Source organism: Aquiflexum balticum DSM 16537, from assembly GCF_900176595.1.
GTDB classification, from domain to species: Bacteria; Bacteroidota; Bacteroidia; order Cytophagales; family Cyclobacteriaceae; genus Aquiflexum; species Aquiflexum balticum.
In genome coordinates, this window is the sequence record NZ_LT838813.1 from 1,725,899 (window position 1) to 1,750,537 (window position 24,639).

The window sequence follows — 24,639 nt, forward strand, 5'->3', positions numbered from 1 at the left end:
AACTTCTTTACTTTGAAAATTAAGTTCTTGGATTGAAAAACCTTTAAAAACTTAAATTCTTGAAAATCCAATTTAATCTGTTCAAATGTGATTTTCCTCAATTTTATTTTTTAATTTAAAGAGATTTTAATCTAAACTACTCTTATGTCTGCTATTCACAGAGGATTAACCGTGACGGTTATTGTTAAGGAAGAAAAGCTGAGCGAGATCAATGTGCTTTTGGAAGAGTATAATCTACATTCCAAAAATCATCAGGAAGATTACCATGTTCAAATGCCCAGCACTTTTTTTATCAGTTGGCTGACGCTTCCTTCCCAATTTTATGCAGAAAAAGAGCAGCTTCCCGCGAGGATTATTTTATTGACGAGTTATGTAGGAAATAAGAAAAGGCATCTAAATGAATTGGTTGCCTTTATGGGATCAAAATTAAAAGCAGTATTTGCTTTTAGCGAGGAGTTTAAATCAACTGCAAATGATAATGAGGGATTGGTTAAGTTTTTGAACCAAAAAAGCATTTTCAACACATTTTATTCAGGTTTCAAATTCATAAAGACCCAAGATGTCAAAAAAGAGCTAGACCTCAGAAACAAGGTGTTTGATTATCTAAATTCCAAAAGGGAAGAACCGGGTTTTAGCTATCAAAGCCCTGAAGAAATTAAAGAGCAGATAGAAAATTTTGTAAAAAAGGAAGATGCTACAAAATGGGCTGAGGTGGGACTGAAAAGTTTGAAGACGGATAAGTTCAATATGCTTACACCACTTTACATTTTCGGTTTGGTGATGGCTACTTCCATAATTTTTTTAATTCTTTCCATATTTATGAAGCCCTCATTCTTATTTTGGATCGGCTTGATTTTTCCTGTGTTTCTTATTGGACTGATCATCTTATTTTTATTGCTGAGAATCAATGAAAACAATCCCCACATTCCCAATAAACCTGTTTCAGATGATTGGATCAGGAATATTGTTCTTAGGGAGAATAATACTGTGATCAATGAAATGACAGTGATAGCACCATTGAAAAAAGGACTGATCCGGAGAATTTTTCTCGGAGTTTCTTTAAGATTGGTCTATCTGATCAGGTTTTTTTCCTACATCCCGACAGTACATACCGCGCGGTGGTTACAGATGGATAGCGGAAAAAGATTGGTATTCATAGCCACTTTTGACAATCTCTCAGAAGCATATGCCCATGATTTTGTGGATAGTGAAAACCGGACCAGAAACATGGCGGTGATTTTCAGCCATGCGGCAGGGTTTCCGGCCACTACCTGGCTGGTAAAGAAAAGTTACAATCATAGGAGTGAATATATGAAAGGGGTAAGGGCACATCAAAAAATCACCCAGTTTTGGTACACCTTCAATACTGATCTCAGTGTGGAAAATCTCAAGACCAACCGCAAGTTTAGGGAGGGTTTGTTCAAGAAAATGAGTGCGGATGAAATCAGGGAATGGCTTTTAACTATCTAAATAATGGCACTTGAATTAAATGACATGCAAGGCTTGTTGATAAGGGGATTTGGTAACCTTCAGGGGGCCCAATATGTATTGCTGAATTTTTCTGATGCTGTCCAGGCAAAAGGTTATTTAAAAGAGCTTTTCCCATTAATCACTCCGGCAAATGAAAAACCTACTGATCATGCCCTTCAAGTTGCTTTTACTTACGAAGGCATTTCCTTTCTCCAAATGCCTGTGGAAGGTTTGGAAAGTTTTTCAAGGGAATTTAGAGAAGGGATGACAGATACCCATCGTCAGTTTGTTCTAGGCGACAGTGGGGACAATGACCCTAAAAACTGGGAATGGGGGAGTCCTGATAAGGATGTTATCCACATGCTTTTGATGGTTTTTTCAGAAAACAATGAAACTTTGGTTGAAAAACTGAAAACTGAAAAAGACAGGGCTGACAAGTATGGGGTAAATGTCCTGCATTCATTACCTTCCGGATTTTTGCAAAACCATAAAGAGCATTTTGGATTCAGAGATGACATTTCAAGACCGATTATTGAAGAATTGGTGGATAATCCCGAAAAAATAACCGGAATTACTTTTCCTGCAGGTGAATTTATCATGGGTTACAAAAACCTATATGATGAATTTTCTCCTGCACCAAAACTCCCAAAGGAATATGATAAAAATGATTTACTCCCTCTTTGCCCCGAAGAACCTGGTCTTAAGGATTTTGGGAAAAACGGAACCTATCTGATTTTCCGCCAATTGGAACAAGATGTATTTACATTCTGGGAATTTCTCAAAAACCAAAGTAAGTCTGAAGAAGAAGCCATTAAAATTGCCAGCAAAATGGTTGGCAGATGGCCGGACGGTTCTCCGCTTACTTTGTGCCCGGTCAAAAATGACCCTGAATTATCCATATCCAATAATTTTGGCTTTTGGGAGGAAGATAAAGCCGGATTGAAATGTCCCATTGGTTCTCATATCAGAAGAACAAATCCAAGAGATCATTTGGTGACGGAAAAAACCAAAAAGGATTCTGCAGAAATGGCCTCCAAACATAGAATGATCAGAAAAGGTAGACCCTATGGAAATCCCGTGACTGATGACCTTAATCCTGTGGATTTGATGTCACTGTCCAAGGATGATGAAAAGAGAGGATTACATTTTATCTGTCTGGTGACGGATATACGAAGGCAGTTCGAATTTGTACAGAACAATTGGGTCAACTTCCACAAGTTTGGGGGTTTGGACCATGATGCTGATCCCATAATCGGTAACCATTTCCAAAATTCAGAAGTAATCACGGATGAATTCAGCATTCCTGATTATCCGGTGAAAAGGAAAATCAAGAATCTGCCCAATTTTACCATTACCAAAGGCGGAAGCTATTTCTTCATTCCTGGTCTGAAAGCAATTCAATTCCTGGCAAATCATGAATAACAGCATAGACGAAAAAGAAGAAAAAGAAATTCAGGAAATCATTCAGACCATGAAAAGATTCCTATCTGATACTTACCCAAAAGGTAATATCAAAAGGAATTTTCATCCCAAGATGCATGGATGTCTGAAAGGAACTTTGGAAATCCGGAATGATCTACCGGATACACTTAAGCAAGGTCTTTTCAAGTCACCCAATACCTATGAAGTCTGGCTGCGGTTCTCTAATGCACCCCCAAAAATCCAATCTGATAAAAGCAGTTCTGGAAGAGGCTTGGCCATTAAAGTGTTGAATGTCCCAGGAACGGTTATTGAAGAAGATCCTATTGGTGTCAATTGTCAAAATTTTTTGATGACCACCAGCCCCATACTTTCCGCGGGAAGTATCAGGTTATACAACAAGGCTATCAAAGCAATCCTCTTTGGCTGGAAAAGACAGTTGGTTTTTGCATTGAATCCATTGCATTGGCGCAGTTTATTTCTCACTTTAAAGCATTCCAAAAAGCACGATAATCTACTGGCACAAAAATATTTTTCAGGAGGAGCGTTCAGGTTCGGTCCTGATCAATTTGTCAAATTTGTCTTAGAACCCCATAATTCAAATTTGGGCTATACCTTGGGAAAACCAAAAACTGATAATTTTCTGCGCGAACAGCTTAAAGCCGATCTCAAATCCTGCCAACATGGATTTACCATTTATGTGCAAGTACATGAAAATGATAAAACCGAACCATTGGAAGATACCTCTGTAGAATGGAAAAAAGAGGGGGTACCTGTAGCAGATTTATGGATACCTGCCCAGGATTTTGATTTTGAAGAGCGGAATAAATTCGGTGAGGCACTTTCATTTTCCCCTTGGGCCTGTTTGGAAGACCATGAACCCATTGGCGGCATCAACCGCGCGAGAAGGTTGGTTTATAAAGAGCTTGCCGAACTGCGAAAAACCGAAAACTCAGTCTAGTATGTTTTTAATGAAAGGATTGGTAAATGTTTCTCCCCCAAATATTGCCTGATGCCTTTTCCAATCCTCATAGTGCGGAAATGCCCTTTCTACCATTTCCTTTGACCATGGCAGTAAAGATAGCCCCCAATGAGGCACTGCTCCGATTTCCAATAATTCAGCCTCAATCCTTTTCATTAAAGAAATGGTACCGGTAACTCCCTTCACACTTACAACTTCTATCATACACATATCTGACTTGTTCATCATAGAAAAATACCCCGGACAGTGCTTGACATAGCGCAGAGAAAAAGGTGCTGCCAAATAATGGCCATAGGCTTTAGCTTCTTCACAAACCTTGGTGATCACGTCAACCGCTTCAAAGGCCTTTTCTATTTCAAAACCAAATTCAATGGCATAGCCATAAAATTTCAGTTCTCCGAGTCCCTGATCCAGAACCTTGTAAGAAACATCTTCAAATCCACCACCTTTTTTGGCATGATCTTCCAAGCGGGCAAGGGAATTGTTGGTCATTCTTGGAATATTTTGGCTGTTTCTGTTAAAAACCCAAGGGGATAGTCTTCCCGATATGGAAATTCCTGATACGAAGGAAGAAAGGTAATTTCTTTCCCTTTTTGCAATAGGTGGCACCTCACAGGATTCCGCATAATCTCTGGTAGTTAGCAAACACTTCCTTGATGGATTTTCTTCTGTTTCGTCAATATATGGATTGATAAGCACTTCAAAATTGCGGTTGGAATTGATAAAGATGTAAAGGTCTCCCTCCAGCATTTTGGCTTTCAAGGTTTCCCATTCCCAAATTACCCGTTCCTCATACAACTTGTAAGATTTCTGCACTTCCACAATCAATGAAAATACCAACCCCATAGAACCTACGCCTACCATCACGGCATTAAAAGTATCATCATCCTGAATCAGTTGGATGTCATGTTTTTGGACTTCCGGATCTGCCAAAAACAATTCCGGATCAGTGATCCCATTGGTTGGTTCCACTCTATATGCTTTGGATCCTTTCCCTACAAGTGTCATTGACTTTACCATTCCCGGAAGAGGACCCAATCCTATTCCCGATCCATGGGTAGATGTAGCAATTGCCCCTGATATTGCCTGAATGCTGGATCCGCCCTTGTTCATCAGTGCCAAGCCATCTTTTTCCAAGGCTGTGATCAATTGGTGCACTTTTGTTCCACCACTGGTTTCAAATAGAAAGTGTTTTTCTTTCGATTTTACATTTCTGAAATTGACATCCACATCAAATCCATTTAAAAATTCAGGTTTGATAAATTGCTCAGCTTTACGCTGTGTCAGGTTTAAATTATGCGTGCAGACAATAAAATCTTCAGATTGAGCAATAGGGGTAAGGGCATGTCCTGAACCAATGGCACGGATCTTCCGGCCTTCAGCTTCGGCATAGGAAATTATTTCTTTTACTTCTTCCAGACCTTTATAATCATAATTCCCCCATTGTTCGGATATGGCTTCAAATTTACTATGACTTCCGCTTCCCGGTACAAAGATTTTCAATGGTTCAGAGGCATGGTTCCCATACCAATTGCTCCATTGCTGACGAAAGGGAAAATCTTTTTCGTAGGTTTTGCTGTAGGATAGTTCCTCATCAAAAGACAAAATAACCTTTTCATGAATCGGGGAATCCTTATTGAGACGGTTTTCGATAATCCTGCGTACAAACCTTGGCTTCACTACTGTATTGATCCGCTTTACCCATTGGAGACGCTTTTCTCTTGTACAATGATGGGTAAGTGTTTCATCCAAGTCCTCTATTCTGTCGGGCAAGTTTTTTTGGTTGAAAATAACTGCGGTTAATAACCTCGTAATTACCCAGACAACTGATACGTTATCTTTCTTTTTTTCGATCCATGCGGCATAAAGAAACATTGCTACAACTTATTTTAAGGTTAATAAAAATATCTATAAAAAGTAACCTTAATATTGAATAAATCAAAATAAGTATAGCGCTTTCTTCAAAATTTAAAAAATTTAATTCATTAAAAATCAGTGGGATCTGGAATTATTTCTGGTTTTTTGATAAGGCTTTACTCATCTCTTCGACTACCTGCAGGGCATTTTCTTTGGTAAAAATCAAAGGGGGCTTTGTTTTCAGCACACTGTCTTTGGGACCATCGGTACTTATAAGTATGAATTGTTCTCTCAATTTATTTTTGATGGTTTTGGCCAGCAGTGGATCTTCCTCCTTTGTGCCCGGTTTAACCAAATCCACGCCAAGGAATAAACCTGAACCCCTGACATCCCCGATGCAATCATGATTTTTTTGAAGCTCCAAGAATAAGGACTTGTAGTAATTCCCTACCACTTTGGCATTTTCCTGCAAACCTTCTTCCTCCATGACTTCCAAAACTGCCAAACCTATGGCGCAAGAAACCGGATTACCTCCAAAAGAACTGAAAAACTCTACTCCCTTTTCAAAAGACTCCGCAACTTCTTGGTTACAGACTACAGCTCCCATTGGATGGCCATTTCCCATTGGCTTGCCCAAGATCACCATATCCGGCACCACAGCATGCTGCTCAAATCCCCAAAAATAATCCCCAACCCTTCCAAAACCGGTTTGCACCTCATCCGAAATACAAAGTCCTCCTTGGGCACGAACAGCCGCATACACTTCCCGCAAATATCCTGGAGCCAGAGGTATTTGTCCGCCGCAACCCACAATGGGTTCAGCTATAAATGCTGCGATCGGCATTTGGAAATTGTTTATTAATCCTTTGGCCTCCTTGGCATACGCCATTCCTGATTTTTCGCTTTCACCGGCGTATTTTCCTCGATAAGCATCAGGAATTGGAACTTTCAGGATATTTTCTTTTTTGCCCTGCCCTTTGGGATTGTTAAACTTATAATCTGAAATATCAATGGAAATCTGGGTATTCCCATGGTAGCCATGCTCAACCACGGCTATCCCCTCTCTTTGGGTATGCCACTTTGCCATTCGGACGGCCAAATCACTGGCCGCACTGCCTGAATTCACAAAGAAAACCCTGTTCAAAGATGATGGAAACTTCGCGAACAATTTCTCCGCATATTCAGGCAAAAGGTCATAAAGATATCGGGTATTGGTATTGAGCTTGGCCATTTGTCTTTGCCCCGCTTCGACAACCTTGGGATGGGAATGCCCTACATGGGGAATATTATTGTATGCATCCAAGAAAGTATTTCCATAGGCATCATACATGTATTGGAAAGCGGCCCTTTCCATTTTGATTGGATTATTATAGCTGACGGATAAAATGCTGCTTAGGTATTGATTACGGTAAATCAGGCTATCTTCCAGTGAAAGCACCTTTTTCTTAGGCAAACCAGCCACTTCCCTGAATCTATTCTCCGCTTCAATAGGATTGATTTTCAGCCAACCATAAAGCATTTTCCAGGCATTTTCTTCACTGACAGAGGCATAGGCGTTTTCAGGATTAGTTTTTCTGGCATGGGCCGAATTACACACACTGGAACATAACCTTGCCGCAATCAGGTAATACAGTGCTTCCAATTCTTTTTCTTCAAGAGAAATTACGGATTGGTAACCCTTTAATACCTCCACACCCCATTCCAAATAATTATCTTTGTCGTAAGCGGCATAAGTCATGGCAACTGCCAGCTCCTGAAGAAAAGGTGCATAGGCAAGATCGCCGAAATCAATCAATGCCAAATCCTTGTTTTCTTTGAGGAGGATATTCCATTCATTCGCATCATTGTAAATAATGGATTTGCGCAGGCTTGGCAGAATAGGTCTGACATTTTCTTCGAATTGTTGGAGGAAATATTGGACAAGGCTTATGTCCTTTGCAGATGGAATATCTTCCAAATAATCCCTGATAAACTCTGGATATTGGATATGCCATTCCCATTTTCTGGATTGGATAGGGTAGTTTTTTAATCGTGAAAGTTCCTTATCCAATTCTCCCAAAAAGTTACCTAAGGAGTAATATTGTTCTTTTTCTGTTTTTGTATTTCCCAAAAAACTGCCTTCCAAAAAAGACAAAAGCCTTATAATTTGGGATTTTCCATTAACTTCAACAACATCAACATGGTTACCGGATAGAAATGGTACTGGGGTTGGAATTCTGCCTTCAAATTTTTGTTGCAGAACCAATAAAATATCGGTTTCAGCTTGGACCAAATCAAATGTGTCCAAAGAATAGGGATAGGTTTTTAGAATGAATTTTCCTTCTTCGGTATTCATCAAATAATTGGCATTGTCATAGCCATTCAACCGTTTGATTTCAAGGAAATGAAAATCAATCCGGGTCTTAATCCATTCTTCCATTTAAAAGATTTTGATTAGGCACAAGTTCCAAAAAATTATAGAATAAAATACTCCCCATTCGGATAATTTGGAAAGACAAATTTCATCCTGATTTCATTTATGCTCCAAATTCATGTGCCGGTATATCCCTGACAATACAATGATGCATACAGTCAGCATGGCTAAAGCAAGGCTTATCAATAGAAATGAAATAATACCTTCAACAAACGCACTTCCTTCCTGGCCTCCTGCAATTGGCATCATTTTACCGGAACCTGTAATTGCGGCTATCAAAACGGCAATAAAATTGGCGAAACTGCCATATAGGCTTAGCCAGAAAGCTGTTTTTAGCCAAAAAGCAGACACTTCTATTTTGGCCCAAATCAAACCGAGTGCTACCAATAAAATACCATTCATAACTCCTTCTAGGTGCGTGGTTAAACCCATTCTTGGATTGGCCATTAATGGGATAAACAATCCGACTAAAAGGCCAAGAAAAAATAATAACACTCCAAAAAAGAGTAAGCGGTTAGTTTGAAACTTTTTTACATTTGATTCTTCCATAAATGTTGGGTTTAGGGTGGTAAAAATTCAAATTATTAATTTATGCTTAGAAAACAAAAAAAATATATCTATTTGAAAAACAGCATATTGGGGAACACTGATCTAACAAAATGCACACATTAAATCTTTTGAAAAGACCCAGATTCTATTTTGATCCAATACAAAACCAATTTACAATTTCTGGCAATTAGGGCAGAAATATACTGCCCCGCCCATATAGGATTCTTTTTCTATTTTTCCGCCACATTTTGGACAGGGTAGATCCAAGGTGATTTTTGAAAGAATGGTTTTGTATCCTCCATTTTTCCCAAAAAGATCTTTCTCGGTGTCCCTTCCCCCAAGGTCAGTCATTTTCTTGAGTGTGATTTTAAGGCTGTTAAATAAATCTTTCTTTTCCAATTCACTCAAACTGGATTTCTTTCGTTTGGGATGTATGCCGGCATTGAAAAGAATGTCCTGCAATACCCCATTTCCCAGGCCAGGTATCCTTTGCTCAGTAGCCAACAAAGCTTTGGCTGACAGATCCTTTGCCGAATCAAGAATTCCCTGAAAAACTTTTTCATTAAAGGCTTCATCCAATGGAGAAATCGCATTCAAGCTACCTATATGGTATTTATTGTTGAATTTCCCCAGATAGGCCATAATCCCCCCATACATGGCTACTGTAAAAACCAGGCAACTCCCATCTTCAAAAACCAACAGTAACTGATGCTTGGTAGGGGCTTCTTTGAAATTGGAATAATACCGCATATTCACTCCATCGCTTATAGAAACACTCACATTTCCATCAAAATAGATGTCCACAATCATTCCATGTCCTTGCGTGGATTGTACAGTTCTTCCTTCCAGAAGTTTTGGGTAATCTTTGGGATCGCCTTCGTACCATGCCATTTTATGAACATGGGTGGACGGAATGACCTTGGCCAATTTTTTGCCAGTCAGAATTTGGGATGCCTGTAAACTCAGCGTTTTGGATTCAGGGATTTCTATCATTATCAGCTTAATTTAAATTACCAATGAATTCCATTAACATCAAAAGGCATAGCCTGCCATGAGTTATTTTTCAAGACCATTAGCTCTTTAAACCCAAGGTGTTTTAAGAGTACAGCAGTATTTTTATATTCCCCTATGATTTCTTTTGATTGATGTGCATCGGAATTGAGGCAAATCGGAATGCCAAATTTCTTCAACAACCTTAGTCCCAATTCACCTGGATAGGTCTCCGAAGCCCTTTTTTTATACAATCCCCGGGTATTTACCTCTGCTATCACGCCGGATTTTGCGGCAACTTCCAATGCCTGTTTCACAAGGTCCTGATACCATGTTGCATTCTCATCGAAAAAAAGCCGGTGATGGTTTTGCATTTTTATTTTATCCAGATGACCCAGGATGGTTGGGCAATCCTTTTCCAGCATTTGGACGGTGTATTCAAAATACTTTTCCAACACTTTTCGGATATCATTGCCAAAAATCTCTTCCAGTCCTTTTTCAAAAGTCATCAATGGTCCGTCAATTTCCCATGGCATCCCATCTTCAAAAGCATCTACAAAGTGGACAGAACCTATGGAATAATCCAGGTCAAGATTATCCACCCACTTTTTGATAACTCCTGATTGCTGGGGAAAATAATCAATTTCCAAGCTTTTGTATATTTCTATTTGTCCGAAGTATTTTTCGCCAGCGGCCTGGATATCCTTTAAATAAGCAGGGATATCTTTCTCTTTCATTGACCATTTGTTTTCAAATGAAACAGGACTATGGGAGGAAAAACCCAAACTGACGACACCCTCGATTATACCTTGTTGAACGTGGGTTTCAATCTCTTCCACCCCATCGCAATATTTACAGTGATTATGGTAATTGGTCCAAGTCATCGTAGTTAATTTTTTTATTATTGACTATTTCAACTGATCTCTTTTTTTGCAATCCTGCTTATCAAAGGAATTTCAATCCATAAGGGCAAAATTTTGATCAAAAGCCAAAGCATTGGGTTGACAACAATTTCTGCCTTCTTTTCAAAAAGTTGTCTAATGCACTTTTCGGCAAGGACATCAGGTTCTAAAATAAAAAATTTTCCATAATACCCTTTTTCAGTCCTTTCCATAACCTCTTTGTTGGTATGAATAGGGCCGGGATTCACAACACTGACTGAAACGCTTGTCCCCTTTAGTTCCTGATTCAGACCTCTTGAAAAAGAATAAATAAATGACTTGGATGCCGGATATACTGTTTTGAAACCTATGGGTAAATAAGCTGCCAAGCTCGAAATGTTTAAAATGTATGCCTCATGTTGTTTTAAAAGATTTGGAAGAAGCTGATGGGTCAGGACGGTGGTTGTGACAATATTCAGCTTTAAAATTTTATTGATGTAATCAATATCCACATCCGTAATCTTTTTTGAACCGCCGGTACCTACATTGTTGATCAGGATAAAAATTTCATGATTCTGGTTTAACCACTTTGCCAGGTCAATCACATTTTGATAAACCGATAGATCTGTTTCATAGAATTTTGAATCTACCGAATATTTTTCTTTCAATTCCTCACAGAAATCCTGAAGTCCGTTGTTTGGTCTGCTTACCAAAATGGTATTGATTTTCCTTTTTGAAAGTTCTAGAGCAAAAGCTTTTCCTAAACCCTGCCTTGCGCCTGTAATCAGTGCATATTGTCCCATATTTGTTGCCAAAAGATAATTATTGAATTGCAATAATTTTTTATATCAGGCGATTGATACAAAAATTTCTACCGGTAAAGTACAAAAATGGAAAATAAACATCAATTCCTCACAAACTCCCCTCGTACGCATACACCAAAAACCACCTGTTGCCCAGGAGTTCAAACCTTCGCTTGGATGAAAAATTGGTGCCTTCAATCCACAGAGTCTGTTCAAAGTATTTTTTCTTAAGCTTGACTTTGGTCTTGAAGCGGGTGGAATCGACCTGATAGATTCTTGTCCGCATCAATTCCCAATTGTCGGCAGTCCAAGGCAATTCATCCATTCCTTCTAACCTTAATCCCTGTAATGGAAAAATTATTCTTGACATTTGAAAAGCTGAGTCAGCGTGAAATCTCTCATAAAAAACAGGGAACTCTTCCGGAGGACTTCCTTTGATTTTGGACATGCCTGTAGGTTTTCGTTGGCTAAAACCATCAGTAACAATGAAAATTGTAAATAATAACACCAAAATAGCCAACTCTTGCCTACAGTGATTATTCATTCGGAAGGTGGTTTAAGAAACCTTGGGTGACATTTATATACGTAGAAAAACCTCCTCATATACAAAACTTGCCATTTAAATATATCTGCAAAATCTATAACAAAAATGAGATTGTCAAGTACTTACACCAAATATCCGTTTGATTTAGGTAGTGAATTCTGAATTGTTCTTTTTTTTTAGTCTCAGGACCATTTTTAAAATCTTCAGGGGTATGTTACTGCATTCTGAAAATGGGAAAAATACACATCTGACAAAAAAACCGGCACTATAAAGCGCCGGTTCGAATGATGAAAAATGGATGGAATTTATCCATAAATCTCCTCAAGAACCTGTGCCAGTCGGATACCTCCTGCGGTCAGCCTTTCTTCTACATGATGATAATGCTTGTAGATATATTCATATCCAATCCTTCCATTTTCGGGTATGTCATACATGGCGGGCCTGATGGCAGCCGCTTCTCTAAGCCAGTTGGCAGGAGTTTTGGAGGTATACTTATAAATCAGTTCGGGATTGATACGTTTTTGTAGTTCAGTGGCAATTTCAGTATAACTCATTTTCTTCCCTTCGATCAAATCAGTATCCCATACTGCATGGATATTGGTTTCTTTGTTGAAAAAACTGACTTTAACATCATTTCCACCCCTATCCCCAGGTTTGCCAACATGAAAAGGTTGATGAAGGTCTCCAACAATATGAATCAACATCCTCAATTGGTCTCTTTCCTCCTCAGGGCTCAGGCCTCCTTTTTTGAGGGTTTCCTTAATTTTGAGAAATGCAGCATAGGCATCTCCTGTCGCCTCTTGAATACTGGGATCATATTCCCCGTCCGCTGTAGTTACCCAATGCCAGGTATAGGTATATTCATATCTTTTATCGGATCTAATATTATCCATCCAGACACCTACACCCGAAATTGATTCGTGTTGTAAGATGGCTTCTACCTTTTGGACTGTCTGCGGTTTCATTTGCCATTCGGCCAATTTTCCGATTACATAATGGCCAATTGCTCCCCAGGCAAAAGAATTGGTGCTTATCCCGGCTATAAGAATCAAGGATAAGGCTATTTTTTTTGGAGTTTTCATGATGATTTTCAAGTTGGATGGAAATAGGTGATGATAATTTCTATTGGAATTTTAGTTCATTGACAGCTATAAAAGCCATCAGTCCGGCTCCGATTTCGAGTGCATCTTCATCAATATCGAAAGTGGGAGTGTGGACTCCTGAGGTGATACCTTTGGCTTCATTGCGTGTTCCCAAACGGTAGAAACAGCCATCAATTTCTTGTGTATAATAGGAAAAATCTTCAGCAGCCATCCAGATATCCAAATCCTCCACATTTTCTTCTCCTAGATAATCTATGGCTGCAAGCTGAGCTCTTGATGTCAATTCGTCAGCATTCTTAAGGAAAGGATATCCCTTCCTCACCTCAAAATCCAATTCGCCTCCCATTCCTTCAACAATCCCTTGTGCAATGCTAACCATATGTCTATGCGCTTTGGCCCGCCATTCTTCATTAAGTGTCCTGAAGGTACCCTGTATCTTCACTTCATTGGGGATGATGTTAGTAGCACCTAGAGCTTCAACCCTTCCGAAGGAAAGAACAGATGGAATTCTGGGAGAAGCATTTCTACTCACCACCTGCTGTAAAGCCACAATCATATGGGAAGCAATCAAAACAGGATCGACCAAAGTCTCTGGCATTGCCCCATGTCCTCCTTTTCCTTTTATAGTAATATAGAGTTCATCTGCGCTTGCCATATACATCCCTTTTCTGAATCCTACTTTCCCGACAGGAATCAAAGGCATCACATGCTGACCAATAATCCCGGAAGGTCTAGGATTTTCCAGGGCTTTGTCTTTGATCATTAAAGAAGCACCACCCGGGATCAATTCTTCACCGGGTTGAAAAATAAGTTTAACAGTGCCATCAAAAGTTTCTTTGATTTCATTAAGAATTTTAGCGGCACCAAGCAGAGAAGCAGTATGCACATCATGCCCACAGGCATGCATGACTCCCGGATTGGTAGATTTATATGGGACTTCGTTTTCCTCAATGATAGGAAGGGCATCCATATCTCCTCTAAGCGCAATTGTCTTCAGGGTTGGATTTTTTCCCTCAATCAATGCTACTATGCCTGTTTCAGCTTTTCTTTCCAGCTTTGTAATTCCAAAACTTCTCAGCTTCCCCTCGACAAAAGCCACTGTTTTGAATTCATTGAAAGAGAGTTCTGGATGAGCATGTAAATGCCTCCTGTTTGAGATGATTTCGGCCTTATAGTCGGTTGCCAGTGACTTTATCTTGTCTTTCACTATTTTCTATTGTATCCGGATTGACATATTCTTCTCTCTGGAATCTGTCCTGTATAATGCGGGCGGTTGGAAATTCACTTTTAAGTTTGTGATAATCTGCCTGTGCCTCTATTCTATTGATAAATCTGCCTACTTTGATCAGATATCGTGGTTGCTGGTATTGCATTTCTGATTTTATATCAGGGAAAAGGGTAAAGAGGTCGTTTCTTGTCTTGAACGCCAAGTCTCTATCCACTCCGCTGTAAACCAATACGGTGAATCCACTCCAATAAAGTTCTCCTCTATTTGATTCTGTAAACCTGTTTAGGGCAATCTCCAAATCCTCATCAATGGCCATGTCCACTGTGCTGATCAATTCAGGCTCTGTGTTTTTAGCTGCCTGTTCCTCCAGCGAAGGAAAAGTAATAATGGATTGACTCAAATCTTCCTCATAACCCTCGTACAAATCTGACTTAGTAACTCCTTTTTGAAACAACGCACAGGAATTCATCAAAATTACCAGAAGTATTAATCCTAAAGATGACCTTTTCATGAATGTTTTGTTAATGTTCAATTACCACACATTTTCCAGCTGCCACATCCTGTTCCACACTTTTGTATTTGACTTCTTTCATCACCTTGCCATCAGCGTATTGCACGGTCACCTTATCATTACGGCCATATACCTTTTCTGATTTTCTCGGTGCTACCACTTGTGGCGCTTCGGTTCTGTTGGCAACAGCAGCAGCTGCTTGTCTCCTTGCCCCTGGGTTGAGACTACTGCCAACTTCTTCTTTGGAAGCTTTTACATTGGTATCATCTCTTCTTTGTGATTGGGCGGCTTTGACCTGACTTGGATCCTGTGTAGGAAGTTCTGCCTTGGAAATGAAAGAAATAGTATCCTCATTAAGCCTTCCTACAAATCTTTTGAACATTTCAAAAGCCTCAAATTTATAAATCAAAAGTGGATCTTTTTGTTCATAAACAGCATTTTGTACAGACTGCTTCAGGTCATCCATATCACGCAGATGCTCTTTCCAGTTTTGATCAATAATAGCCAAAGTAACATTTTTTTCAATGGCACGGATCAGATCACTTCCCTCATGTTTGACAGCAGATTCCAGGTTGATGACTACACCAATCTGCTTGACTCCATCTGTGATAGGTACCATGATTTCTTTTACGGTAGCGCCTCTTTGGGTGTAGACATCTTTGAGGATTGGAAGGGCTTTTACCAGAATTCTTTCATTCTTGGAAACATAGTTCTTATAGGCCGCATCGAACAATTCTCTCGTCAACACATTCGATTCTTTAGATTTTAGGTCCTCAATAGTGAAAGGATGGTCTATTCCTAAGGAACTGAAGATGTTCATTCTGAGATTTTCCACATCTTCTGTGGATTTGCCCATCTGAATAATATCCTCAGCTACATCATACATGACATTCAGAATGTCCAATTCGAGACGCTCGCCCATCAAAGCATTCCTTCGTCTTTTATAGACCACCTCTCTTTGGGAGTTCATGACGTCATCATATTCCAAAAGACGTTTCCTTACGCCAAAGTTGTTTTCTTCTACTTTTCTTTGCGCTCTTTCTATGGATTTGGTAATCATGGAATGTTGAATTACTTCACCTTCTTCCAGACCCATTCTGTCCATCAATTTGGCAATTCGGTCTGATCCGAACATCCTCATCAGGTTATCTTCCAACGATACAAAGAATTGGGATGAACCCACATCCCCCTGTCGTCCGGACCTACCTCTTAACTGTCTATCGACCCTTCTGGATTCGTGTCTTTCAGTACCGACAATCGCTAAACCTCCTGCCGCTCTTGATTCAGGGGTCAATTTGATATCAGTACCTCGACCCGCCATGTTGGTGGCAATGGTTACAGTTCCGGGCTTTCCTGCTTCAGCTACTACATCCGCTTCTCTTGCGTGTTGTTTGGCATTCAATACCTGATGCTGGATTTTTCTGATGGTAAGCATTCTGCTCAGAACTTCAGAAATTTCCACTGATGTTGTACCCACTAAAACAGGTCTTCCCGCAGTCGTCAATTCGACAATTTCATCAGCAACTGCATTGAATTTCTCTCTGACTGTTTTATAAACTTTATCTTCTCTATCATCCCTTACAATTGGCCTGTTGGTCGGAATGACCACCACATCCAATTTGTAGATTGTCCAGAATTCACCTGCCTCGGTTTCGGCTGTACCGGTCATACCGGCAAGTTTATGGTACATTCTGAAGTAATTCTGTAGCGTGATGGTGGCATAGGTCTGGGTAGCATCCTCCACTTTCACATTTTCCTTTGCCTCGATAGCTTGATGAAGTCCGTCAGAATATCTCCTGCCTTCCATGACCCGGCCCGTCTGTTCGTCTACGATTTTTACTTTTCCATCTACAAGGATGTATTCTGTATCTTTCTCAAACATACAATAGGCCTTCAACAATTGGTTGACCGTATGAATTCTTTGAGCCTTGATGCCGTAGTCTTTGATGATTTCCTCTTTTCTGATCAGTTTTTCTCTATCATCCAAATCCGGATTTTTTTCCATTTCGGCTATCTCTACCCCGATATCAGGTAAGATAAAGAAGGTAGGGTTTTCATTTTTCTGGGTAATGACTTCAATACCATTATCAGTAAGTTCAATCCCATTTGTCTTTTCTTCAATGGTAAAAAGCAAAGGTTCGTCTGCTTCCGGCATCATCCTTTTATTGTCCTGAAGGTAAAAGTTTTCAGTCTTTTGAAGGATTACCCTGATTCCCGGTTCAGAAAGGTACTTGATCAATGGCTTATATTTGGGCATACCTCTGTAAGCCCTGAAAAGGGCCAAACCTCCTTCTTTTTCATTACCTTCTGAAATCAGTTTTTTGGCAGAAGTCAGAAATCCCTGTACCAACTTTCGCTGCTCATCCACCAAAGTAGATACCCTTGGCTTCATGTCCATAAACTCATGTTCATCCCCTCTGGGAATAGGACCTGAGATGATCAGTGGAGTCCTCGCGTCATCTATCAAAACGGAGTCAACTTCATCGATCATAGCAAAGTGATGCTTGCCTTGTACAAGGTCATTGGCATCACGGGCCATATTGTCCCTCAGGTAGTCAAAACCGAATTCATTATTGGTTCCATAGACAATATCAGAAGCATAAGCTTTGCGTCTTTGGTCTGAATTTGGCGGATATTTGTCTATACAATCGACGGTCAAGCCATGGAATTCGAAAAGCGGAGCATTCCATTCAGAGTCTCTTTTGGCCAGATAGTCGTTTACGGTCACTAAGTGAACTCCTCTTCCTGCCAGTGCATTGAGGTAAGCCGGCAGGGTGGAAACCAAGGTTTTTCCTTCACCAGTGGCCATTTCTGCAATTTTTCCCTTATGAAGTACCATGCCTCCGATCAGCTGCACATCATAATGAATCATATCCCAGACTACTTCAGTTCCCGCGGCCATCCATTTGTTATGCCAAATCGCATCTTCTCCGGAGATCTCAACATTTGATTTTTTGGCAGCAAGTTCTTTATCCCTCAAAGTTGCTTTCACAACCAATTTTCCATTTTCCTTAAACCTTCTTGCGGTTTCTTTTACAATGGCGAATGCCTGATACAAAACCTTGTCCAACGCAAGTTCCAATGCCTCATCCCTTGATTTTTCGGTCCTGTCAATTTCATTGAAGAGGGCGTCTTTCTCATGCACTTTATCTGATGCCAAGGCATTGATTTTTTCCCGCAATGAGGCTATTGTATCATCGAAAGACTTAAGATCTGCATTGATGATATTTTTTATTTCTTCAGTTTTTGCCCTTAATTCCTCATCACTCAGATTTCTGAGTTTGTTATAAGCTTCATTGATGAGAGGAACTTTTGGCGCCAATTCTTTTATATCTCTATCTGACTTCGTTCCAAAAACTTTTGCCAGTCCTTTGGCTAATAATTCTAACATAATTGATTCAGTATAATATTGGGCCTTAAAATTACGGCCTTTTTGTTAATATTCTTTATGAGACGTGAGATTTGAATCTCAAGACGTGAGACATGAGACGTTAGACATGAGATAAAAGAAGCAAGATGCAAGAGCCAAGACTCTGTTATTTCCAATCTATTAGCCTTTTGGACTCATTTTAAATCTTAATAGCTATTTGGGCCCATTAATCAAATCTTATGTCTTATGTCTTGTGTCTTACATCTCAAATCTCAATTCTTCCTTCAAATACCTGTACGGCGGGACCAATGAGTTGGATATGTTGAAAACTCCCATTATCCTTTTTTGAAAATCTTACTTTTAAATTACCGCCGAGGGTTTTTATTTTTATTTCATCCATCCCATTTTGATAACCATACACCAAGGCACAAGCTGTAACACCCGTTCCACAGGAAAGTGTTTCGTCCTCAACTCCTCTTTCGTATGTTCTGACTTGAATTTGGTCCCTGCCCAAAGGCGTGACAAAATTTACATTGGTGCCTTTTGGTGCATACTTCTCGCTGTAGCGGATTTCGGCACCTTCTTCAACTACAGGATAATCTGTAACATTTTCTACAAACCTCACATGATGCGGCGAACCTGTATCCACAAAGAAATCCTGACCTGCACTTTCCAAACCTAAAACAGGGCTCATACCCAACTCCACTTCATTTCCCAAAAGCGATGCTTTATGTACACCATCTATAGCATAGAAGGTGGTTTGATCTCCAATAATTCCAAGAAATCTGGAGAAAGCCACTGCGCACCTTGCCCCATTCCCACACATACTCTGGGAACCATCTGCATTGAAATAAACCATTTCAAAGTCGAAACCCTCTTTATTTCGTATTAAGATTAGTCCGTCCGAACCTATCCCAAATTTCCTGTCACAGAGTTTCTGGATCAGTGAAAGGTCTTTTCCCGGAAATAAGTTTGACCTGTCATCAATCATAACAAAATCATTTCCAGTACCCTGATATTTATAAAAGGAAATTTCCATGTCTATTTTGACACCCTTTCGGGATATTGTCTATTTTTCAAAAACCAAACCAAGTGTTTATGGTTCTACAAACATAACCAACTTGTCACAAATTCAGACTTATTGTCTGATTTATGGTTTCAAAATCAAGCCGAATTGGTTAACTTGGAAGTTCTTGAGAATGAAAAACCATTTCTAAAAGAAAAATCAATCTATGAAAAAGACAAATTTTAACGTTTCCAGACGGACATTTCTAAGCCACAGTTCAAAGGCAACCTTTGCTTTGGGTATAGGAAGCAGTATGATCGGATCTGCTTTTTTAACTGCCTGTGGCGGCGGTGGTGAGGGCGAAGAAGAAGCTGTTTCCTTGTTGAGTACAGGTTTTGAACAAATCCCTTTGGGCTATGATTATATGGCTTTAGAGCCTCATATCGATGCCATGACCATGGAAATCCATTACACCAAACACGCCGCAGCCTATGCCAAAAATCTTGGAGAGGCAGCTTCAGAAGAAAATGTGGATGTTAGTAGGCCTCTTGAAGAGGTGATGATGAATATTTCCAAATATTCTACCAAGATGCGTAATAATGGTGGTGGTCATTATAACCACGAACTGTTTTGGAAAATAATGACTCCTTCAGGACAAGGAATGCCAAGTGGCAATTTGGCAGAAGCCATCACAGGAGCATTTGGAAGTTTTGAGATGTTTAGGGAGCAATTCGAAACGGCTGCCAAAACCAGATTCGGATCGGGCTGGGCTTGGTTGGTATTGGATAAAGACAATTTATTGAAAGTGGGATCTACCCCAAATCAGGATAATCCCCTGATGGATATCTCCGAGTTTCAGGGAATACCATTAATGGGCATTGATGTATGGGAACATGCCTATTACCTCAATTACCAAAACAGAAGACCTGATTATGTGACTGCCTTTTGGAGTGTTGTCAATTGGGATGAAGTGGGCAGACGATATGATACTTTGGTTTAATAAACTGCTTAAAATAATTATTGAGTGGCCGGATTTTCCGGCCATTTTTATTTTATTTGAAAAAGCGTTCACTCCCCAGATCGGGGAGAATAATTAAATAAGTTTTTAAAACACCACTTCTACAGATACCTCTATGCAAGATCCAAAAAGCCTAACTTCAGTTGCTGCTTTCCATCAGACTTTCAAACATCCCATCCTTCCCGAACCTCAAATCCCTGATGCCAAGAGGTGCCAATTGCGGGTTTCTTTGATTTCGGAGGAACTCAAAGAACTGGAAGAAGGCATCCAAAATGGCGATATCGTGGAAATTGCCGATGCTCTTTGTGACATCCAATATGTCTTGTCCGGGGCTATTTTGGAGTTTGGATTGGCTGACAAATTCAAAGAACTTTTTGATGAGGTCCAAAGGTCCAATATGAGCAAAGCCTGTCAAACCGTTGAGGAAGCCCAAAAGACCGTTGAGCATTACCAAAGTCAGGGTGTGGATTGTTTCTATGAAAAGGAAGGTGATTTGTATCTGGTATTTAGAAAAGAGGACAGGAAAACTTTGAAATCCGTCAATTATTCTCCTGCGGATTTGAAGGGGGTTTTGGGGAGGTAAGGTTTATAAAATAATGATTGTTATCAATAATAATATAATCATCAATAAGCCGGTTTACTGCGAAGATAATACTCATATACACGAATAAACTGAAATAGTATATCGGGATTGACGAATATACCAAAGATTTTTTTTGAAAATTGAAACCCTTTTTTTAAATAATCCCGTTCAATTGAGTATCCTTTTCAAGGAAAGATTCCAAATAACTATAAGACTCATTTGATCCTGAAACCCATGAAAAACAGACTTATTTTTCTTACGGCTTTATTGATGCCTTTGCTATTGATTCCCACCTTTTCTCAGGCGCAGTTTGAGGTTGGTTTGGGATACCTCAACTCTACGCCCCGAGGGCCGATGAGTACTTATATCAATCGTGCAAGTCATGGTTTTTCTACAGATTTTGCTTATCGTATTCCCAAGACCAAACTCAGTGTAGGAGTTCAATTTGCAATTTCAGATTATGGTTATGAAAAACGGCAAGAATTGTATCGCTTTGACAATGGCTATGAAGGCAATGTGGATGTAGAGATTTATAACCTTTTTACAAACAACTCTGCTTACCTAAGGTATGATCTTGTGGATAACGCATTTGCGCAGCCCTATTTGTTTTTTGGAGCTGGGTTGAGCAATATTTCCACTGATTTGTCCATCATTGATCCAAGGGAGGCATTTACCTCAGATTGTCCAAAACCCTTGGAAACCACTACTTTAGTGAGTGACCGTACTTCATATCTACTCCTAGGCGGTGGCCTAAGGTTTGATTTGAGTTATCCTTTCAAATCCCTCCAAAGAAGAACATGGCTCTTTGATGTACGCCTCAACTACCTCAATGGTGGAGAGGTGAGGTACATGAGTTTGAATGAACCTAACAACAACCTGACCACCGCTAGAGGTGAAAATGTATCTTTTGATTTTGTGAGCGCTGCGCAGCCTGATGTAATTCATGAATATCATGCCGGCTCCTCGTACCGAACACCCATGCAGTTTATCACTGTCAATGCCGGGCTGTTTTATGTTTTAGGAAATAATAAAGGGTATGGTGTACGTAATTTAAATAGTTGGTAATCATCGCATGTTGTGCAGTGCTGTATTAACTGCGATTTGCTGTCATGGGTTAGACTCTCGCCAAAAACCAATTGAAGACAATACCCCCAGTCAAAAGTAATTTGACTGGGGATTTTGTTTTTATCCCTAAAAATTCTTCATCGCATGATGTGCAGCCCTCGCCGCAAAAGCCATATAGGTCAAAGACGGATTTTGGGTTGCGGTAGAAGTCATGGATGCCCCGTCAGTTACATATACATTTGGGACTGCATGCAGTTGGTGATTGGCATTGAGTAGGGAGGTTTTTGGGTCTTTGCCCATTCTGACACCGCCCATTTCATGGATATCCAATCCAGGGGCACGCTTGTCATCTCGAAGTTTTATATTGGTGAAACCTGCTTTTTCAAACATCTCAGTCATCTGTTCCTGATAATCTTTGATCATTTTCTCATCATTGTCATCATAATCCACATTGACTTTCAAAAGGGGCATTCCCCAGTCATCTTTTTGGTTGGGATCCAAAGCCACATAGTTGCTTTCTTTGGGTATGGTCTCTCCCATCATGTGGGAACCCACATGCCAAGGCCCATATTTGTCAGGATTCAATATGTTTTCTTTCAACTCCATCCCGATGCCATTTTGATCGGAATAGCTACCTCTATTGGCACTGAAGCCGGCAGCATAACCTCTTAGGAAATCTGTCTCCTGCTTGTGGAGATTACGGAACCTTGGAAAATATCCGGAGGTAGGTCTGCCCCCTTGGGTCGTGTATTCCAAATGTCCTTCGTATTGGGCAGAAATGCCTGCACGGTAATTATGAAAAGCCACATATTTGCCCAAAAGTCCATTGTCATTTCCCAACCCATTTGGAAAACGGGTCGAGGTAGAATTGAGTAATATCAAATTGGTATTGAGCGCAGCTGCATTGACAAAGATTACATCTGCATAGTATTCCTCCATCTCTTTGGTATGTGCATCCACAATCCTTACTCCGGTGGCTTTGCCTTTTTCCTCATCATAGATAATGGAATGGACCACAGCATCTGTCCGCATGGTCATGTTTCCTGTTCTTTCTGCCCATGGAATTGTTGATGAATTGGTAGAAAAATAGCCTCCAAAAGGACAGCCTCTTTGACAAAGGTTTCTGCTTTGGCATTTGGCCCTGCCCTGTTTGGCGTAATAATCCAAGTTTCCGGTAATATGTGCACAGCGCGCCAAAATCATATGTCTGTCATTGCCATAGTGTTTTTTGAGTTGGTCGGCAAAATACTGTTCCACCACATTCAAAGGAAAGCCGGGCAAAAACTCACCATCAGGCAAATTTGCGAGCCCATCAAGGTTTCCGGAAACACCAACAAATTTTTCCACATGACTGTACCATGGTGCGATATCCTTGTACCTAATCGGCCAATCCACTGCAAAGCCATCCCTTGCAGGTCCTTCAAAATCAAGATCTGATATTCTTTGGACCTGTCTCGCCCAAAGCAGGGATTTACCCCCTACCTGATAGCCACGGATCCAATCAAATGGCTTTTCCTGCACATAGGGATGTTCTTTGTCCTTCACAAAAAAGTGCTGGGCATCTTCCTTGAATGCATAGCATCGGCTTACCACAGGATTTTCTTCCTGAACTGCCTGAGGAATCTGTCCCCTATGTTCAAATTCATATGGAAGCATATTTGTGGTAGGATAATCCTTGATGTGCTTAACATCGCGGCCTCTTTCAATGACCAAGGTTTTTACGCCATGTTCACAGAGTTCTTTTGCTGCCCAACTCCCACTCATTCCTGAACCGATTACAATGGCCTGGAATGTTCTTTCTTTTGTTGCGTCTATATTGAAATTAGCCATTGATTCTTTCAGGTTTAAGGTCGGCAATTAGGACATCCCCTTTGTAGTCACCGGGAATAAGGGAATAGGGTTTTACTTCAGTCTGCATATATTCTGATACCATAAAACCTTGAATGGTAAAGCGCTTGGTGGTCTGAAGGAAATCCTTAATTGTTTTTTGGCTTTCATCCTCAGTGGCTAAGCCTTCCAAAATCAAAGTTTCTTTTTGCTCTTGAACTAATTTGCCAAATTTATTTCCTGTGGATTTTTTACTGAAATCTTCAAAACCCTTTAGTCCGGACATAAAAGTTTGCTGTGCTTCCTTCTCCATGCAGTCATTGACCATGACCAGAATAAAGTCCTGCACTTCAATATCTGCCGCTCCTTTCAGGTTGCCTGCGGGGATAATGGTATCGGCAATATTTGCCAAAAGCTGTTTAAGGCTTGGAGTGACTTCGAGGTTTTGGTATGCGCTGAGAATATCTTCTTTGGAGAAATCGCAAGAAGGCACCAGTACCAAACCTCCTGTCAGGAGTGCCAGACTTCGGAGGGCATCTCTTCTTTTCATAATGAGGTTATTTGGATGAAATATCAATCTGGGGAATAAGGTAAAAGTATATCATCATTTTTCATAACAAAAATTTAGGGATGGTTTTTATTTGACTTGGCTTTTTCAGTTTAACCGCTGGTTAACCCTTTTTTTTAACGGATTGAGAACTTAAGATGTGAAGATGCTGTAATAAGATATTAGTAAAAACTTAACTGGAATTTAATTGTGGAATCATCCACCCCATTATCCTTAAATAAGATTAAAAAAAACAGTGTAAATCCGCGAAATCTGTGGTTTTTAATGTTAACCACGGATAAACACTGATTTCACAGATTGAGAACTTAAATTGGAATAAGCTTTAACTGGGCATCAACAATAAACAAGTTGCAATTTCATACCGGAATCAACCACCCGATTATATGCTTTTATAGTATTAAAAAAATCAGCGTAAATCAGCGGAATCTGTGGTTTTTAATCTTAACCATTGA

The 24,639-nt window shown here is 40.0% G+C and carries 20 protein-coding genes; 6 read left to right on the forward strand and 14 right to left on the reverse strand.

Annotated elements, in window-relative coordinates:
• Window positions 1–144: 144 nt before the first annotated feature.
• Genes B9A52_RS07415 through B9A52_RS07425 form a run of 3 tightly spaced genes read left to right on the forward strand, consistent with a single transcriptional unit; the run spans window position 145 to window position 3,850 of the window.
• Entirely contained in the window at window positions 145–1,470 is a 1,326-nt protein-coding gene (locus B9A52_RS07415) for a peroxidase (RefSeq protein ID WP_084119703.1), read from the forward strand.
• A 3-nt stretch (window positions 1,471–1,473) separates the two neighbouring features.
• A complete protein-coding gene (locus B9A52_RS07420; RefSeq protein ID WP_084119704.1) occupies window positions 1,474–2,892 on the forward strand; it encodes a Dyp-type peroxidase in 1,419 nt (472 codons plus the stop codon).
• Window positions 2,885–3,850, forward strand: coding sequence for a catalase family protein (locus B9A52_RS07425; protein ID WP_084119705.1), 966 nt, complete (start codon window positions 2,885–2,887; stop codon window positions 3,848–3,850). The genes B9A52_RS07420 and B9A52_RS07425 overlap by 8 nt, the downstream gene beginning before the upstream one ends.
• Here B9A52_RS07425 and B9A52_RS07430 read toward each other — a convergent pair.
• From B9A52_RS07430 to dapF, 12 genes are all read right to left on the reverse strand, one after another.
• A complete protein-coding gene (locus tag B9A52_RS07430) occupies window positions 3,842–5,644 on the reverse strand; it encodes an FAD-binding protein (protein WP_172805182.1) in 1,803 nt (600 codons plus the stop codon). The genes B9A52_RS07425 and B9A52_RS07430 overlap by 9 nt on opposite strands.
• A gap of 235 nt (window positions 5,645–5,879) precedes the next feature.
• Entirely contained in the window at window positions 5,880–8,147 is a 2,268-nt protein-coding gene (locus tag B9A52_RS07435) for an aminotransferase class III-fold pyridoxal phosphate-dependent enzyme (RefSeq protein WP_084119707.1), read from the reverse strand.
• A gap of 93 nt (window positions 8,148–8,240) precedes the next feature.
• On the reverse strand, window positions 8,241–8,690 hold the full coding sequence (locus B9A52_RS07440) for a hydrogenase (RefSeq protein ID WP_084119708.1): 450 nt from the start codon (window positions 8,688–8,690) through the stop codon (window positions 8,241–8,243).
• Between the two features lie 171 nt (window positions 8,691–8,861).
• The gene (locus B9A52_RS07445; protein ID WP_084119709.1) at window positions 8,862–9,683 is read right to left on the reverse strand and encodes a zinc finger domain-containing protein; all 822 of its coding nucleotides are present in this window, start codon (window positions 9,681–9,683) and stop codon (window positions 8,862–8,864) included.
• Window positions 9,684–9,700: 17 nt separating this feature from the next.
• Complete coding sequence (locus B9A52_RS07450; RefSeq protein ID WP_084119710.1) at window positions 9,701–10,564, reverse strand: histidinol-phosphatase; 864 nt, start codon at window positions 10,562–10,564, stop codon at window positions 9,701–9,703.
• Window positions 10,565–10,593: 29 nt separating this feature from the next.
• A complete protein-coding gene (locus B9A52_RS07455; RefSeq protein WP_084119711.1) occupies window positions 10,594–11,364 on the reverse strand; it encodes an SDR family NAD(P)-dependent oxidoreductase in 771 nt (256 codons plus the stop codon).
• Between the two features lie 109 nt (window positions 11,365–11,473).
• Window positions 11,474–11,908 (reverse strand): hypothetical protein, encoded by a 435-nt coding sequence (locus tag B9A52_RS07460; protein ID WP_157370097.1) that lies wholly within the window; start codon window positions 11,906–11,908, stop codon window positions 11,474–11,476.
• Window positions 11,909–12,213: 305 nt separating this feature from the next.
• Window positions 12,214–12,990: a S1/P1 nuclease gene (locus B9A52_RS07465; protein ID WP_084119713.1), complete on the reverse strand. Its 777-nt coding sequence runs from the start codon at window positions 12,988–12,990 to the stop codon at window positions 12,214–12,216.
• Window positions 12,991–13,030: 40 nt separating this feature from the next.
• On the reverse strand, window positions 13,031–14,221 hold the full coding sequence (locus B9A52_RS07470; protein ID WP_084119714.1) for a M20 metallopeptidase family protein: 1,191 nt from the start codon (window positions 14,219–14,221) through the stop codon (window positions 13,031–13,033).
• Window positions 14,181–14,750 (reverse strand): hypothetical protein, encoded by a 570-nt coding sequence (locus tag B9A52_RS07475; RefSeq protein WP_084119715.1) that lies wholly within the window; start codon window positions 14,748–14,750, stop codon window positions 14,181–14,183. Before B9A52_RS07475 ends, B9A52_RS07470 begins: the two co-directional genes overlap by 41 nt.
• A 10-nt stretch (window positions 14,751–14,760) precedes the next feature.
• Window positions 14,761–18,141 (reverse strand): preprotein translocase subunit SecA, encoded by a 3,381-nt coding sequence (gene secA / locus B9A52_RS07480; protein WP_084119716.1) that lies wholly within the window; start codon window positions 18,139–18,141, stop codon window positions 14,761–14,763.
• 244 nt (window positions 18,142–18,385) lie between these two features.
• Window positions 18,386–19,159: a diaminopimelate epimerase gene (dapF, locus tag B9A52_RS07485; RefSeq protein WP_084119717.1), complete on the reverse strand. Its 774-nt coding sequence runs from the start codon at window positions 19,157–19,159 to the stop codon at window positions 18,386–18,388.
• 193 nt (window positions 19,160–19,352) lie between these two features.
• On the opposite strand from dapF, the gene B9A52_RS07495 reads away from it, so the two are divergent.
• The 3 genes from B9A52_RS07495 to B9A52_RS07505 all read left to right on the forward strand — a co-directional run bounded on the left by B9A52_RS07495 (window position 19,353) and on the right by B9A52_RS07505 (window position 21,792).
• Entirely contained in the window at window positions 19,353–20,126 is a 774-nt protein-coding gene (locus B9A52_RS07495) for a superoxide dismutase (RefSeq protein ID WP_084119719.1), read from the forward strand.
• A gap of 133 nt (window positions 20,127–20,259) precedes the next feature.
• Window positions 20,260–20,727 (forward strand): pyrophosphohydrolase domain-containing protein, encoded by a 468-nt coding sequence (locus tag B9A52_RS07500; RefSeq protein ID WP_084119720.1) that lies wholly within the window; start codon window positions 20,260–20,262, stop codon window positions 20,725–20,727.
• A gap of 234 nt (window positions 20,728–20,961) precedes the next feature.
• On the forward strand, window positions 20,962–21,792 hold the full coding sequence (locus B9A52_RS07505) for a hypothetical protein (protein ID WP_084119721.1): 831 nt from the start codon (window positions 20,962–20,964) through the stop codon (window positions 21,790–21,792).
• A gap of 126 nt (window positions 21,793–21,918) precedes the next feature.
• Here B9A52_RS07505 and B9A52_RS07510 read toward each other — a convergent pair whose 3' ends face one another.
• Both B9A52_RS07510 and B9A52_RS07515 read right to left on the reverse strand, forming a co-directional pair.
• Window positions 21,919–23,622, reverse strand: a complete 1,704-nt coding sequence (locus B9A52_RS07510) for a GMC oxidoreductase (protein WP_084119722.1) — start codon at window positions 23,620–23,622, stop codon at window positions 21,919–21,921.
• Complete coding sequence (locus B9A52_RS07515; protein WP_084119723.1) at window positions 23,615–24,169, reverse strand: gluconate 2-dehydrogenase subunit 3 family protein; 555 nt, start codon at window positions 24,167–24,169, stop codon at window positions 23,615–23,617. Before B9A52_RS07515 ends, B9A52_RS07510 begins: the two co-directional genes overlap by 8 nt.
• Between the last annotated feature and the right edge of the window lie 470 nt (window positions 24,170–24,639).

Coding starts and splice junctions, on each gene's coding strand:
- B9A52_RS07495 (WP_084119719.1), top strand. CDS start 19,353: ATGAAAAAGACAAATTTTAACGTTTCCAGACGGACATTTCTAAGCCAC.
- B9A52_RS07515 (WP_084119723.1), bottom strand. CDS start 24,169: ATGAAAAGAAGAGATGCCCTCCGAAGTCTGGCACTCCTGACAGGAGGT.
- B9A52_RS07420 (WP_084119704.1), top strand. CDS start 1,474: ATGGCACTTGAATTAAATGACATGCAAGGCTTGTTGATAAGGGGATTT.
- dapF (WP_084119717.1), bottom strand. CDS start 19,159: ATGGAAATTTCCTTTTATAAATATCAGGGTACTGGAAATGATTTTGTT.
- B9A52_RS07445 (WP_084119709.1), bottom strand. CDS start 9,683: ATGATAGAAATCCCTGAATCCAAAACGCTGAGTTTACAGGCATCCCAA.
- B9A52_RS07500 (WP_084119720.1), top strand. CDS start 20,260: ATGCAAGATCCAAAAAGCCTAACTTCAGTTGCTGCTTTCCATCAGACT.
- B9A52_RS07460 (WP_157370097.1), bottom strand. CDS start 11,908: ATGAATAATCACTGTAGGCAAGAGTTGGCTATTTTGGTGTTATTATTT.
- B9A52_RS07425 (WP_084119705.1), top strand. CDS start 2,885: ATGAATAACAGCATAGACGAAAAAGAAGAAAAAGAAATTCAGGAAATC.
- B9A52_RS07465 (WP_084119713.1), bottom strand. CDS start 12,990: ATGAAAACTCCAAAAAAAATAGCCTTATCCTTGATTCTTATAGCCGGG.
- B9A52_RS07415 (WP_084119703.1), top strand. CDS start 145: ATGTCTGCTATTCACAGAGGATTAACCGTGACGGTTATTGTTAAGGAA.
- B9A52_RS07450 (WP_084119710.1), bottom strand. CDS start 10,564: ATGACTTGGACCAATTACCATAATCACTGTAAATATTGCGATGGGGTG.
- secA (WP_084119716.1), bottom strand. CDS start 18,141: ATGTTAGAATTATTAGCCAAAGGACTGGCAAAAGTTTTTGGAACGAAG.
- B9A52_RS07510 (WP_084119722.1), bottom strand. CDS start 23,622: ATGGCTAATTTCAATATAGACGCAACAAAAGAAAGAACATTCCAGGCC.
- B9A52_RS07455 (WP_084119711.1), bottom strand. CDS start 11,364: ATGGGACAATATGCACTGATTACAGGCGCAAGGCAGGGTTTAGGAAAA.
- B9A52_RS07435 (WP_084119707.1), bottom strand. CDS start 8,147: ATGGAAGAATGGATTAAGACCCGGATTGATTTTCATTTCCTTGAAATC.
- B9A52_RS07505 (WP_084119721.1), top strand. CDS start 20,962: ATGAAAAACAGACTTATTTTTCTTACGGCTTTATTGATGCCTTTGCTA.
- B9A52_RS07475 (WP_084119715.1), bottom strand. CDS start 14,750: ATGAAAAGGTCATCTTTAGGATTAATACTTCTGGTAATTTTGATGAAT.
- B9A52_RS07440 (WP_084119708.1), bottom strand. CDS start 8,690: ATGGAAGAATCAAATGTAAAAAAGTTTCAAACTAACCGCTTACTCTTT.